The organism is Betaproteobacteria bacterium (genome assembly GCA_009377585.1).
Classification (GTDB): domain Bacteria; phylum Pseudomonadota; class Gammaproteobacteria; order Burkholderiales; family WYBJ01; genus WYBJ01.
Genome location: WHTS01000083.1, coordinates 1 through 13,746 on the forward strand (window position 1 = coordinate 1; position 13,746 = coordinate 13,746).

Annotated in this window: 10 protein-coding genes and 2 pseudogenes; 4 read left to right on the forward strand and 8 right to left on the reverse strand. The window is 63.0% G+C overall.

Annotated features, from left to right (window positions below; genetic code table 11):
* The first annotated feature begins 63 nt into the window (after positions 1-63).
* Positions 64-1,242 (forward strand): beta-propeller fold lactonase family protein, encoded by a 1,179-nt coding sequence (locus GEV05_21540; GenBank protein MPZ45922.1) that lies wholly within the window; start codon positions 64-66, stop codon positions 1,240-1,242.
* Positions 1,243-1,299: 57 nt separating this feature from the next.
* Here the strand turns inward: GEV05_21540 and GEV05_21545 are convergent, their stop codons facing one another.
* Positions 1,300-2,139, reverse strand: coding sequence for an amidohydrolase family protein (locus GEV05_21545; protein MPZ45923.1), 840 nt, complete (start codon positions 2,137-2,139; stop codon positions 1,300-1,302).
* Positions 2,140-2,390: 251 nt separating this feature from the next.
* On the opposite strand from GEV05_21545, the pseudogene GEV05_21550 reads away from it, so the two are divergent.
* Together GEV05_21550 and GEV05_21555 are read left to right on the forward strand one after the other, a co-directional pair.
* A pseudogene (locus tag GEV05_21550) lies at positions 2,391-2,950 on the forward strand (glutathione S-transferase family protein).
* Between the two features lie 133 nt (positions 2,951-3,083).
* Positions 3,084-3,158 (forward strand): annotated as a pseudogene (locus GEV05_21555) (VOC family protein).
* Between the two features lie 124 nt (positions 3,159-3,282).
* Here the strand turns inward: GEV05_21555 and GEV05_21560 are convergent.
* The 7 genes from GEV05_21560 to GEV05_21590 all read right to left on the reverse strand — a co-directional run bounded on the left by GEV05_21560 (position 3,283) and on the right by GEV05_21590 (position 11,989).
* Positions 3,283-3,480: a hypothetical protein gene (locus tag GEV05_21560; GenBank protein ID MPZ45924.1), complete on the reverse strand. Its 198-nt coding sequence runs from the start codon at positions 3,478-3,480 to the stop codon at positions 3,283-3,285.
* Positions 3,477-3,773, reverse strand: a complete 297-nt coding sequence (locus GEV05_21565; protein ID MPZ45925.1) for a hypothetical protein — start codon at positions 3,771-3,773, stop codon at positions 3,477-3,479. Before GEV05_21565 ends, GEV05_21560 begins: the two co-directional genes overlap by 4 nt.
* Before the next feature lie 86 nt (positions 3,774-3,859).
* The gene (locus tag GEV05_21570; GenBank protein ID MPZ45926.1) at positions 3,860-4,465 is read right to left on the reverse strand and encodes a hypothetical protein; all 606 of its coding nucleotides are present in this window, start codon (positions 4,463-4,465) and stop codon (positions 3,860-3,862) included.
* Between the two features lie 332 nt (positions 4,466-4,797).
* Positions 4,798-5,910 (reverse strand): hypothetical protein, encoded by a 1,113-nt coding sequence (locus GEV05_21575; protein ID MPZ45927.1) that lies wholly within the window; start codon positions 5,908-5,910, stop codon positions 4,798-4,800.
* 265 nt (positions 5,911-6,175) lie between these two features.
* Positions 6,176-9,361, reverse strand: a complete 3,186-nt coding sequence (gene prsT, locus GEV05_21580) for a PEP-CTERM system TPR-repeat protein PrsT (GenBank protein ID MPZ45928.1) — start codon at positions 9,359-9,361, stop codon at positions 6,176-6,178.
* A 261-nt stretch (positions 9,362-9,622) separates the two neighbouring features.
* Entirely contained in the window at positions 9,623-10,777 is a 1,155-nt protein-coding gene (locus tag GEV05_21585; GenBank protein ID MPZ45929.1) for an acyl-CoA dehydrogenase, read from the reverse strand.
* A gap of 69 nt (positions 10,778-10,846) precedes the next feature.
* Entirely contained in the window at positions 10,847-11,989 is a 1,143-nt protein-coding gene (locus GEV05_21590) for an acyl-CoA dehydrogenase (protein ID MPZ45930.1), read from the reverse strand.
* A gap of 279 nt (positions 11,990-12,268) precedes the next feature.
* On the opposite strand from GEV05_21590, the gene GEV05_21595 reads away from it, so the two are divergent.
* Positions 12,269-13,746, forward strand: a 1,478-nt coding sequence (locus tag GEV05_21595; protein ID MPZ45931.1) for an AMP-binding protein, incomplete at its 3' end; no start/stop codon positions are given.

Below are 13,746 nucleotides of genomic sequence, written 5' to 3' on the forward strand. Positions count from 1 at the left end.
CGGCACCAATCGCTCGCGCAATGCGAGCGATTGCCTGCCGTCATCCAGCACTCCGAGGGGAATATGGCTGATCGAACCGTGCTCTACCAAAGCGTGGGCGCCGTGCTCACGCATTTTGATGTCGATGTCGAAGCGGCGACGCTTACCCAGCGCACGTCCGTCACCCTGCCGTCCAATGTGCAGTACGTATGGCCGCATCCGTCGCGAAAATTCCTTTACGTGTCCACGAGCGACGCGGCTTCGGGCAATACGCCGGTCCCGGGTGTGATGCATCGGATTTGTGCACTGCGTGTGGCGAGCGACGGATCGGCTGCGATGCACGGCGAGCCGCAGCCGCTGCCCTCGCGGCCCATTCACCACTGCGTGAATCCGGCGGGCACGCACGTGTTGAGCGCCTTCAACAACCCGAGCAACATCACCGTACATCCCATCAACGCCGATGGCACCCTGGGGCCGCGGGTGGAGCAAAAGGCCAAGGCCGATGTCGGCATCTACGCGCACCAGGTGGTCGTCGCCCCATCGAATCGCATCGTGATCTTCCCGGCGCGCGGCAACGACGCCAAGGACGGAAAGCCGGAGGACCCGGGCGCGATCAAGGTATTCGGCTTCGACCACGGGCAACTCACCGACGCGCAGAACATCGTCGGTGGCCGCAACGGATTCGACTATCGACCGCGCCATGTCGATTTCCATCCGACCAAGCCGTGGATGTACGCGAACATCGAAAGCCAGAACGAGATGCACATGCACCGGCTCAATGCCGCCGGAGACAAGTTGGAAGCGACACCGGCGTTCACCGCGACCACGCTCGCGGTAATCCGCGATCCGAAGTTGCATCAAACCACCAGCGCGATTCACGTTCATCCGAACGGACGCTTCGTGTACACCGCGAACCGCGCCGACAGTACCGTCGAACTCGACGGTAAACGCGTATTCGCCGGCGGCGAAAATAGCATTGCGGTATTCGCCATCGACCAGACGACCGGCGAACCGCGGCGTATTCAAAACGTCGATCCGCTCACGCACCACGTGCGAACCGTCAGCATCGACCCGAGCGGCCGCCTGCTCGTAGCCGCAAGCATTCGCGATATGTGGACGCACTACGGCAGTGAGGTGCGGCTCGCTCCGGCGGGGCTGAGCGTGTTTCGCATCGGGGCCGACGGCAGGCTCGAACTGGTGCGCAAGTACGACGTCGAGTTGAACGGCAAGCTGCAATGGTGGACCGGAATGATGGGACTCTGACATCCCGTCTCAAGGGAGCACGCGGTCGAACTGCTCGACATTACTTGCATGACATAGTCACTTGCGGGAAGGCCGCTTCCAGCCGAGCCAGTCGACGATGGCGCTGCCCATCACGAGCTCGAGGTCGCGCCCCTGCAACCACGGCATCTCTTCCGTGAACATCGTTACGCATTGCCGCCAGGAGATCGGCATGCGGGTGATGTCGGTGCCCCAGAAGCAGCGATTCGGGCCGAAGGCATCGATGATTTGCTTCAGATGGCCGTGAATGTTTCGGTACGGATAGGGCTGGCTCGAAGTGCTCGGCGCGCCTGACAGCTTGACCGCGACATTGGGCAGCCGGGCGAGCGCAAGCATCTGCGGCAGGTCCGCATAGATGGCGTCGTCCTTGATGGTGGCCCTGCCGCCGCCGCGGCCGATGTGATCGATGTGCATCTTCAGGCCGGGATGCCGCTCGGCAATCTTCCCGAATGCCGGGATAGTCGGCCCGGAGACGAGCAGGCCTACGCGGAGGTCCTGCTTCTCGCAGGCCTTCCAGAACCAGTCGAGCGTGCCGTCTGTTAGCCACGTCTTCTGGTGCGGATCGTTGAAGCTGAAGCGGAACCCAAGCATGCCCGGCGAGCATTCGCGCCAGTGCGCGACGATATGCTCGCGATCGGGACTCTGCAGGTCGAAGTTGCCGAGTATGCAGAATCGGTCAGGATGGTGCTCCACGGCCTCGATGGCATAGGCATTCATATGCTCGCCGATCGATCCCGGCGGATGGATGACCGCGCAATCGACGCCCGCCGCTTTCATCTCGGCCAGCGCATCCTCGTACGAATAGGTCGGGTCCTGGCGGTGGTGGGCGATCATCCGCCCGTTCTTCCAGATGTGGATCTGGGAATCGACGATCAGCATTTTCTTCTCCGTTCAAGAGCCGTCATGGGCTGAGCAGCCATGGGCCGTGCAAGCTGGACGATGCGTTCCGACCTGACGAGTTTACGCCCGACACCCGGATGGCCCGTCCGCCCGAGCAAAAGCCGAAGAGACGGCCGTTCTCGTCGAACGCCAGACCGTTGGTGCGGTTGGTGCCGGTGCGCCATTGCTCGATCGCGTTCGAGCGTGGGTCGTAGCGCAGGATGCGGTTCTGGCGGATCTGCGTGATGTAGATGTTCGCAAGGCAATCCGTTACGGTGGACGTTTTGGAAGGTGAGACGAAACGCCAGGAGCTATGCGCTCTCAACCCCGCCGCCAAGGTGCCCGTGTTGGTGGATGGAAACCTCGTGCTGACGGAATCCGCTGCGATTCAACTCTATCTGGCCGAAAAGAATCCGCAGGCGGGATTCATCCCGAAGGCGGTGGAAGACAGAGCGCAAATGTATCGATGGATTTTCTTTCTGGTGACCGAGATCGAGCAGCCGCTGTGGCGCATCGCGCGTCACACCGTCCTTACCCGGAAGAAAAGCGCTTGCCCCAGGATATCGATCTTGCGAGGCAGGAGTGCAAGGCGATGGTAGCCGTGCTGGAGCGACACATGGAGAAGCGCGAATTCATGGTTGCCGACCGACTCAGCGTGGCCGACTTCAACGCCGCGTATACGCTGGACTGGGCGAACGAGGCGAAGATGCTCGACGGCATGCCGAGATTGAAAAAGTACCTGAAGTCGATGTACGCCCGTCCGACAGCTCCGCCAACCATCGCGGAAGCGCTTGCGGCGCCGAAAAGCTAGGTCGTCAACGGCGATGAACGGGCGCGGACTGCAAGCTGACTTTGTAGGCTGGTCGCGGTATCGACGTATCAATCTACCGCTATTGGATGCTCTTTAGTCTCTAGGAGTACGGAAATGACCAAGAAGAACACGATCCGTCCGGCGAGCGTTCGACGCGATGATGACGATGAAAAAGAGCGACATCGCCGCCATCGAGGCGGCACCGCGGGCTGATCTCGTGTCCGCAACGTTGACCGTAAAGTGCCGGCGAGCAAGTGACAAACGGACGCCACCCGCCAGGTCAAATGGCGGTCTTCACAGCAAGCCGCCATCTTTCCGAAGGAGCCGCCGGCTTATCCGTCGCCCTCGAGCCGCTTCAGCATGGCCGCTCCGGTCAACAACTCGAGTTGTGTTTCGAGCCGAATCACCCGGGCCGTCAAGTCTTCTATCTTCAACTGTTGACTCTTTAGTGCCTCGGCCTGTCCGGAGACCTTGTCCTCCAACTTGATCATCGCGGTCAGAGCGTTCCAGACGCGTTCCGTTACGCTCATTTTCCGGCACCCTTGGGATGCCGCTTGGCGGCGGCCTCCAAGGCTTCGATACGTTTGTTGCTCGCATCGATGAACGCGAGCGCCTCGTCGATAGAGGCGCTTGCCCGATCGGCAGCTGCTCGTGCCGAGTCGGCCAAGGCTGCCAGCTCATCGTCGTCCCGCTCCTGATAGGCTGTCGCGCCACGACGCATCAACTCCGAAATGGGCAAGCCAAGCCGCTTTGCCTTGGCCGCGATGGCCTTCTTTTGCTGGGTAGTGGTCTGAACGACGATGCGTTCTACCGACGATGCCATGATTAAGCTCGCTCCTGAACTGCCATGTACATTACATGTACATCACATGCTCGTCAAGAACAAAAGCCGTTTGCCCTCGCAAGCGCCTACTTCGCCGGCAACCGCAGCACGTCCTTGGCGACGATGTTGCGCTGAATCTCGTTCGAGCCGTCGTAGATCGTACCGGGGCGCGACATGTAGAAGGGCGAGAGCACATCGACTTCCTCGTCGTCGAAATCGATCTCGCCCTCGAACGCACCTTCTTCGTCGGCAGCCTCGACCAGCAGCTCCGAGATGCGCTGATAGAGCTCCATCGACCAGATCTTGAGGATGGAAACGTCGGCGCCGAGCGTCTCGCCGCGCCGCACCTGGTCGACGTAACGGCCGTAGAGCGAACTCAAGTCGGCCAGATCCAGCCGCAGCTGGGCGAAGCGATCGGCGAAAGCGGGATCGTCCATGAGCCCGCGGCTGCGGGCGACTTTCTCCAGGCGCGTGAAGGCGTAGCGCGGACGCCGCGGGCTGCCGATGCCGAGACGCTGTTCTCGGTGAAACCGATCGCTCTGTGCATCTGAATCGCCTAGCGCGTGAGAAGCGACGCGGCATCGGAGCAGCGTGCCTTCGCCCGGCTCACGGTCGCCACGGTGAAGCGGATCCTCGGCTTGCTCATCGACGGCGCTCACACGACCCGGAATATTCCGCGGCATGGAAAACATTACGGTAAGGCGTTGACCGAGGCGGGTCGCCTGAGCGAGGCCCTGACGACCTATCGACGCGGGATCAAAGTGGCGGAGAAGAAAGGCGACAAGCAGGCCGCCAGAGAGATGAGGGTATTCAGCACGCGTATCGCGGCTTGGGTGGACCGGGCGTGCCGACCCAGAGCCGAATTGATGGGACAAGGTAAATCATCGATCGGCTCGATGGTGCCGTGCAGGAATGCCAGCCGACGCGAACGAGGCGCCGTTGAACGCCGCGCGTCATCCCAAGTAACAGCCGATCCGGCCCGTTTGACTGTCAAACAAGCGTCCGAAACGCCTGCTGGAGCCGGTTAGCGGGCCATGCGGGAGGTGAATTGCACGCGGCCAACACTTCGCATCGCGACAAAACCTACCACCAATAGAGCGAGCGTCGGTACGATCGGCGTGTGGTGGCTGCGAGTAGACCATTCCTCGAAACCCGCTGATTGGCTGAAATCGCCGCTCGGCAAGTCGGGAGTGCACGTATTGAGCTTGTTGCCGTTGCTTGGCGTGCAAGCCGGGTCGTTGCTCTTGTTCTTCCCCACCTCGCCGAACGAGGAATACAGGTAGACGTACTCGCCGTTCTGGGCGTTGAACAAGGTATCGGGGATGCGGACCACGAGGTCGATGCCGTTCCCGCTTCCCGCCTGCAGGGCGTAATTGAGCCCTATGCTGCTATCGCCTCCACCCCCTGCCGCGCCGGAATCGATGTCGAATATCTTCGTGGCTTCGGGAGCACCGTTCGCGTCGCTCTTGTAGAGGCGATAATCGTCGGCGGTGGTGCCGGTGATATCCATGGAGTCGTAGTCGCCGCTCTGTCCCATGAACAGCTTGAACTTGTCCAGCGACAGGTACTGTTCCTGATTCTCCGGTGTGCCTTTCGGATCGCCGAGAGATTCGTTGATATCGAGAATGAATTCCCGGAACACGTTTCCGTTCGCATCGGTAAACGTACCGATGTCGCCGAGCTTCAACGCATGGTTCCAGTTGGTGCCTTCCTTGTCCTTGCCTTCGAACTGCGCTTTGTCCTCATGACCCGGACCCGGGTTTGGGGTATTGCCGCCATCGGTGTTGTAGCCGGCTTCCGTGCACGGATCACCACAGTTGTTGACGTTGCCGTTGGGCTGAATGCGTATGAAAGGCTGCATTACGCCCGTGCCCACGATTTGGTTGTAGGTGGCGTAATCGGCGATATTGGTCGTGAAAATGCCAGTGTTGATAACGGCATCGAATGTGCCGGATGGCAGGGGCGGGTCGTACGGGTAGGTACCGTCTACGGGATTCGGGCTGCCGAATCCGCCCGAGGAACTGGGCGTCTGGTGGGTCAGATTGTAGTACTGGATCGCGTGAGCCGATCCGGCCACCGCGGTACTACAGAAGAACACGACGGCTAGAAGCCGCTTGCATGATTTCATGTTTTCCACCCGTTTTCCGACAGACGCGTACGGTCTGGTCCGGAGGCAATGCGCGTGGAACGGCATGCAAGTTCAATGCCGGTCACGACCTCCATGATTTCAATAGAAAAAGGCGAACAATGCCGACCCAACTGTAAAAAATATCGACAGGCGATTCGCCTGCGAAGCCGGGCGGGCAGCCTTGAACCGCTTGCTTCCGACCGACCTTGCCGAATAGCGCGCCTTAGCGCGCACCGACTTTATCGAAACGAAATGCGCCTTCACCCAGGACACATCAATTGCGCAATTGCTCGAGCAGCGCCTTGGCGTCGGCCTCTTGTGTCAATTTTCCGCGCAGGGAGAACGCACGCTCCAGTTCACTGCGAGCCTCCTTGCGCTGACCTGTTTTCGCCAGGCCAACGGCATAGTGATAGCGGATATCCGGCACAGCAGATGCGAGTTCGATCGCCTGCCTCAGAATGTCGCGACCACGCTCGGGTCGCCCGAGTCGGACCAGCATCCAGCCGTAGGTGTCGGCGACGAAGGAATTGCGCGTGTTCAGGCGATAGGCTCTATCGGCCGCCTGCAAAGCCCGAGGGTCCTTCAGTTCATCGTAGACGACAGCCAGATTGTTGAGCACCTGTTGATTGTTCGGCATCGCCTCGGCCAGGGCCTCGTAATGCTTCTGAGCCGTGGAATAGCGCTTCGCCTGCAAGCTGTAGTCGGCCACGAACTGACGCGTGTCGAAGTCCTTAGGATGGACCTGCAGCCACTGGTCCACGATTTCTTCCCCGCGCTCGACCTTGCCGAGCAGCGCATGCGTCTGGTGAAGCTTGATCACAAGTGCCGGCGTTTTCTGCACCGCGAACGCTGCCTCGAATGCCGCTATTGCTTCCGAAAATCGCTTACTGTGGACCAAAATGTCTCCCTTGACGCTGAGTCCCACCGCGGACCTGGGCAGTTGCGTGATCAAGTCCGCGGCAAGCGAAAGCGCCGCCTGCGTATTCCCGGCCTGAACTTCGAGCTGAGCCAATGCGACCTTCGCCTCGATGTAGTCGGGTTTCAGCTCCAGCGCGTTCCGGTAGCTCTGGCGGGCTCCGGCTGAGTTGCCCACTTTCTTTTGCACCTCGCCCAACCTCACATGGGCCAGCGGCAGTTTCGGGTTCTCCGACACCATTCGCACATAGGTGTCCAGGGCCTCCCGCTCGGCACGCGCAGCCAATTGCACCTGCCCCAGCCCATCGAGCACGTCGACGTTGTGGACCTTGGCCTGTATGCCGCGATGCGCCGCCTCGAGCGCCTCCTTGACATAGCCTCGGCCCAGCTGAAAGCGCGCCAGACGCAGCAAAGGCTCCGCACTGTCCGGACTGGCCTGCTGCGCCCGTTCGATCCAGCGCAGTGCTTCTTCCTGCCTCCCGGGCATATCGGACAATATTGCGGCCAGCGTGAACATGGCCTGTATGTTGTTCGGGCTCGCCATAAGTACGTTTTCGAGCCGCCGTACCGCAGCCCGCGCATCGCGTTCTCGCATGTCGATCTGAATCAGGTTCATGACCGCTGGTACGTAGTTGGGCGAAAGCGCCAGCGCCTGCTCCAGGTACCTGGTCGCCGCCGTGAAATCGCGCTTGCCGATGTAGGCGACGCCAAGCAGGTTCAGCGCAACAGGGTTCGTGCGCGCGTCGCGCTCCAGTTGGCCGATGATCTCGATGGCTCGGTCGAACTCCTTGCGCTGCACATGAGTCATCGCGAGCAGCAGCTTGGCCTCGCGCGCGCGTGGCGCCAGGGTGGAGGCGAGCTCGAGATCTGCAACCGCCCGGTCGAGCTCTCCTGCGGCAAGCCGGGTTTTTCCGAGACCGATGCGGGCGCCCGCATGTTTGGGCGCCATCGCGGCCGCCTTTTCGAGCAGCTCGGTCGCCCGGGAGAACTCGTTGTCGTCGAGATATGCTTCGCCCAATGTCGCGAGGACTTCCGGATCCGCCGCTGCTTGATCGAGCAGCGGAGCTAGCGCTTCGATCGCGCGCTTCGGCTGTTTGGTCTGCACCAGCGAGGCGCCCAGCATCTTGCGTGCGTAGCGGTTTCCGGGAGCGAGCACGAGAGCGCGTGCGAGAGCTTTTTCCGCTGTAGCGTAGTCCCGGGTCATGTATGCGCTGGCGCCCACCATTAACAAGCTGGGCACGTGATTTCCTTGGACGTTGAGTACCTTGGCGGCAAGATTGCGCGCGTCATCGAACTTATCGCGGCGGAAGTCCGTCAGCGCGAGCAGAAAGTTCGCCGTCGGGCTATCCGGAACCGCTTTTAGCACCACTCCCAGGTGCGTGATTGCCTTGTCGTACTCTTTGGAATTGACATAGATCGACGCCAGGCTCAAGCGGGTCGCATGAGCGCTCGGCGCGATCCTCACCGCCTTCTCGTAGGCCGCGGAAGCGGCGGCCTCATCGCCGACGACACGTTTCAGATCTCCCAACAGCGCCAGCGCGTCGGCATTCTTCGGCGCCTTTGCAACCGCCTGCTCGGAGCTCGCGAGAGCGAGCTCCTGCTTCCGATCCAGAACCGCGAGGCGCGCACGTCCTAGCCATGCTTCCCCCTCATCGGGATCTGCGGTCAAAGCCGTTTCGTACGCTTCCCGCGCCTGTTCAATGCGACCGAGGAAGAGCAAGGCATGACCCCGCAAGGCAAGCGTAAGTGCCGGCTGCTTGCTCGCATCTTCGTCCGGACCCGGGGCCATCGCGTCCAGGGCCTGCTGGTATTCCTTTTGGGCAATCAGCGCTCGGCCCAGCAGCGGCATGACCGAATGTCGGGGGGCGCCCATATCGAGTGCGGTGCGCAATTCGACTTCCGCCCCTTGGGCTTCGCCGCGCTCGAGCAAAATGCTGGCGTACAGCAACCGGGATTCCAAGTGCTTCGGATCGGCCTGCAACGCATTCCTGAGCTGGATGACTGTTGCATGCACATCGCCGGCTGCATACTTCAATTTGGCATCGGCCATTAACTCGGCCGGGTCGACGCGAATAGCGCGGCTTCCCCACAACGCCAGCAAGGCGACCACGACGACCAGTAGACTTCCAGCAACCACAGCAATTACGCGACGGCTGCGTCTCGGCGCCTTCGGGAGCGGCGGAGGCGGAAGCAACTCGCTCGGGCTGACGGCGGCCAGCTCGTCGCGCGCCTGATAGCCATACCGCATCCCCGGCTCTTCCGGTAGCAAGCTGCTCGGGCTGCGCAGCGGCAGCTGCTCGGCCAGCTGGCTCGGGATCTCGCGCTCTGTCTCGGATTCCAGCAGGCTGCTCGGGCTGCGCAGCGGCAGCTGCTCGACCGGCTGGTTCGGGATCTCGCGCTCTGTGTCGGATTCCAGCAGGCTGCTCGGGCTGTGAAGCGGCAGTCGCCCGTCGGGTTGACCGGAGGCTTGTCGCTCCGTTTCGGATTGCAGCATGCTGCCTGGGCCGCGCTTGTTGATCGAACCGGTGCGATCCGTCAGTGACAAGGTGCAGCTCCGCGAACGATCGGATGGGTATTCAGGGTGTCTCCCCAAGGACACAGTGCCGGACAATTAGCATAGCGCCGTCGGTCGACGCGATGCGCTATTACCCGATTGACGATGGCAATCGCACATGCAATTGCCCTTCCATGCGCTAGTGGAAGCGCAAGGCAGAACGCCACACGTCGTACGAATCCGGCCTCGGCCTACTAATCGGTCGGCAGTTTGCCCTTAAGTCTCTGAATAAAAGAACTTGACAGCGAGCGCCTACTTCGCCGGCAGCCGCAGCACGTCTTTGGCCACGATGTTGCGCTGAATCTCGTTCGAGCCGCCGTAGATCGTACCGGGGCGCGACATGTAGAACGGCGACAGGACATCGACGAAATCGTCGTCGAAATCGACATCACCTTCCAACGCGCCTTTCTCGTCGGCAGCCTCGACCAGCAGCTCCGAGATGCGCTGATAGAGCTCCATCGACCAGATCTTGAGGATGGAAACGTCGGCGCCGAGCGTCTCGCCGCGCCGCACCTGGTCGACGTAACGGCCGTAGAGCGAGCTCAAGTCGGCCAGATCCAGCCGCAGCTGGGCGAAGCGATCGGCGAAAGCGGGATCGTCCATGAGCCCGCGGCTGCGGGCGACTTTCTCCAGGCGCGTGAAGGCATAGCGCGGACGCCGCGGGCTGCCGATGCCGAGACGCTCGAAGCCGAGCAGCGCCTTGGCGATCGTCCAGCCTTTGTTGAGGCTACCCACCAGCGCGTCGACCGGGGTGCGCACGTTGTCGAAGAACACCTGCGCGAACTCCTCGTGCCCGGCGATGTTGCGGATGGGACGCAGCGTGATGCCGGGCGTCTTCATGTCGAGCAGCATGAAGCTGATGCCTTCCTGCTTTTTCGGCGCGTCGCGGTCGGTGCGAACCAGGATGTACATGTGGCTCGCATCCATCGACATCGAGGTCCAGATCTTGGAGCCGTTGATGACGTAATCGTCGCCCTCGCGCACGGCACTCGTCTGCAGGCTCGCGAGATCCGAGCCCGAATTCGGCTCGGAATAACCCTGGCACCACACGTGCTCGCCGTCGAGAATCGGCTGCAGGTATTGCTTCTTCTGCGCCTCGGTGCCGTAGCGCATGATGGTGGGCCCGACTTGCGTGATGCCCTGGTCCGGCATGCGGCCGATGCCCGCGCGCTCGGTCTCCTCGGCCATGATGATCTGTTTCGACGGCGACAGCGCCATGCCGCCGTATTCCTTCGGCCAGGCCGGAGCGATCCAGCCCTTGCGCGCGAGCGTCAGGTACCAGGGCTTGCATTCGCTCCAGCGCAGTCGCCGCGGCAGAAAGCGCAGCTCTTCGGGATAGGCGGTTTCAAAGAAGCTGCGAACTTCCTTGCGAAAGGCCTCGTCGCTGATCGCATTCCGGTCGCTCATCGCGTTCTCCTCATTGCGCATCGCCTTTTGCGCATCCCCTTTTGCGCATCGCCTTTTTTGCGCATCGCTTCATTCCGCATCGGCGCTCGCCATGCCGGCGAAGCGGCGCCGGTGATATGCGCTGTTGCCGAGCCATGCCGACAGGGTCAGCGTCCGCTTCACGTACAGGCCCACGTCGCTGTCCTCGGTGAAACCGATCGCCCCGTGCATCTGAATCGCCTGGCGCGTGATGAGCGACGCGGCATCGGAGCAGCGTGCCTTCGCCCGGCTCACGGCGGCCACGGTGAGCGGATCGTCGGGCTGCTCGTCGATCGCGCTCACCGCATCGGCCAGCGCCACCGACGCCAGTTGCTCCTGCATGTACAGATCGACGGCACGGTGCTGCAGCGCCTGGAAGCTGCCGATGCTGCGCCCGAACTGCACGCGCGTGCGCAGGTAGTCGAGCGTCATTTCCAGCGCCCGGCTCATGATGCCCAGAAGCTCGGCGCTCACCATGACGGTCGCTTCGTTCACCGCGCGATCCAGCGCCGACTGCGCGATCTCGGCCGGCGCGAGGACGTGCTTCTCCGGCAGCTTGGCATCGGCCAGCTCCAGACGTCCGGAGAAGCGGCCGTCGGCCATCGCTTCCAGGCGCACGCTCGAGCCCTGCGTCGTTGCGGGTACCCAGACGAGCACCGTGCCCGAACCGCCACGCGCCGAGACGACGAATCCATCTGCGCCGGCCGCGCCGGCGACGAATCGCTTGGTGCCATTAAGGACGACCTGGCCGCCGCGCAGCACGGCTTCGGTCGCCGGCGTGCGGTTGCCGAGATCGCCCGCCTGCTCCTGCCAGGCCAGCGCGGCGACGCATTCGCCGGCAGCGATGCGCGGCAGCAATTCCGCGCCGAAGGCTTCGTTGTCGCAGTGAACGAGCGCGCGCGCGGCAAGCACCGCGCACGCGACCAGCGGCTCGGGCATGAGCACGCGGGCGAGCCCCCGGCTCACTTCGGCCATCTCGGCGAGGCCGAGGCCCATGCCGCCGAAGCGCTCGGGGATCAGCAGCCCGGTCCAGCCCAGGGCCGCCATTTCCTGCCACAGACCGCGGTCGAAACCGGGCGCCACGCCGCGCCACTTGCGCACGCGCGCCATGTCGGTCGCGCGGCGGGCAAAGTCGGCCACGCTCTCGGCAAGCATCCGCCGCTCGTTCGAGCGTCCGCTATCGATTTCCGGCATGTCTCTAGTCCTCGCCCTTGGTCGCACCGCGCGCTTCGATGACGGCCATGATAGCAAGGGCGCCGCGCCGTGGCGGGGCCTTTCGCCACCCGGTTCCGGCGTGCGGAAGCACGACCGGCGAACCGCGCGGACGGTTCATCTGCGCTGCCGCGCAGGAAAAGGATTCGACCACGCCCGCTCAAGCCGCGAAGCCTCTCGCAAATAGGTGCCCGGGAACTCGCGCGCAGGTTTTCCCAATCGCGTTACACTGGCTCGCCTATGACCCCGGGTTCTGGAGCCATGCCGTTCAACCTCGGCGATCTGGTCGATCGCACGCAGGACCTCGACGCCCCGGCGCTGCTCGACTGTCTCGACTGGGAGCGGCCCGCGCACTACAGCCATCGCGACCTGGACCGGCTGGCCTGTTCGGTCGCCGACGGCCTGATGCGCCGCGGCTACCGGGCCAGCCAGCGCATCGGTATTCTGAGCGCCAATCGCGCCGAGTTCCTTGCCGCCTACTTCGGCATCATGCGCGCGGGGCTGGCCGCCGTCCCGATCAATCACAAGTTTCCGCGCGCCACCATCGAGTTCGTGCTGCGGGATTCGGACGTGCGCCTGGTGTTCTGCGACGCGGCGCGGCGCGGCCTTTTGCCGGACGGCATGCCGAGTGTCGAGCTCGATACGGAGTGGCGCGATTTCCTCGGCGCGCCCGAATTCGAAACCGTTCGTCCTGCACCCGACGCAGCCGCCATGATCCTGTACACCTCGGGCTCCACCGGGCGGCCCAAGGGCGTGCCGCTGCATCACGCCGGCCAACTCTGGGCCGTGCGCACGCGCCTGGCCGGCGGACCGTACCGGGATCATCGGTTGCTCGTCGCGGCGCCGCTATTCCATATGAATGCGCTCGGCACGTCGAAGTTCGTCTTTGCCGCGCATGCGAGCATGGTGCTGTTGCCGCAGTTCGATGCGCGCCGTTACGTCGAGGCGATCGGCCGCTTCCAGGTCACCTGGATCACCTCGGTCCCGACCATGATGGCGCTCGCGGTGCGGGAACAGGAAACGCTGGCGAAGACCGACGTGCGCAGCGTGCGCACGGTACGCATGGGGTCGGCACCGGTGACGCAGAAGCTGATCGACGATATTCGCCACCTCTTCTCGGGCGCGACCGTGACCAATGCCTACGGCACGACCGAAGCGGGGCCGGTGATGTTCGGTCCTTCGCGGGACGGGCGCAAGAAGCCCGACTTGGCGCTCGGCTGGCCGTTCCCGGAGGTCGAAGTGCGCCTTGTGGATGCGCAAGGCCACGACTGCGACCAAGGGGTGCTGTGGATACGCACGCCGGCGAACATGAAGGGCTATATCAACCTGCCCGAAAAGACGCGCGAGGTGCTCACGCCGGAGGGCTGGTACATCTCGGGCGACGTCTTCCGCCGCGACGCGCAAGGCGCCTACTACTTTGTCGGCCGCACCGACGACATGTTCGTCTGCGGCGGCGAGAACATCTATCCGGGCGAAGTGGAGCACATGCTCGAAGCCCATCCGGATATCGTGCAGGCCTGCGTGGTTCCGGTGCCCGACGAGATCAAGTTCGAGAAGCCGTTCGCGTTCGTGGTCTTGCGCGCTGGCGCAACGCTCACTGAAGACGACGTCAAGCGCTATGCGCTGGAGCATGCGCCCGCCTACCAGCATCCGCGCCAAGTCGTCTTCATGCCCGCGTTGCCGCTCGCCGGCACCAACAAGGTGGATCGCAAGGCCCTGTCGGAGATCGCGGTTGCGCG

Bases quoted from the DNA above. Each gene is read 5' to 3' on its own strand.
- GEV05_21540 (MPZ45922.1), top strand. From the start codon at position 64: ATGGCTGATCGAACCGTGCTCTACCAAAGCGTGGGCGCCGTGCTCACG.
- GEV05_21545 (MPZ45923.1), bottom strand. From the start codon at position 2,139: ATGCTGATCGTCGATTCCCAGATCCACATCTGGAAGAACGGGCGGATG.
- GEV05_21560 (MPZ45924.1), bottom strand. From the start codon at position 3,480: ATGAGCGTAACGGAACGCGTCTGGAACGCTCTGACCGCGATGATCAAG.
- GEV05_21565 (MPZ45925.1), bottom strand. From the start codon at position 3,773: ATGGCATCGTCGGTAGAACGCATCGTCGTTCAGACCACTACCCAGCAA.
- GEV05_21570 (MPZ45926.1), bottom strand. From the start codon at position 4,465: ATGTTTTCCATGCCGCGGAATATTCCGGGTCGTGTGAGCGCCGTCGAT.
- GEV05_21585 (MPZ45929.1), bottom strand. From the start codon at position 10,777: ATGAGCGACCGGAATGCGATCAGCGACGAGGCCTTTCGCAAGGAAGTT.
- GEV05_21590 (MPZ45930.1), bottom strand. From the start codon at position 11,989: ATGCCGGAAATCGATAGCGGACGCTCGAACGAGCGGCGGATGCTTGCC.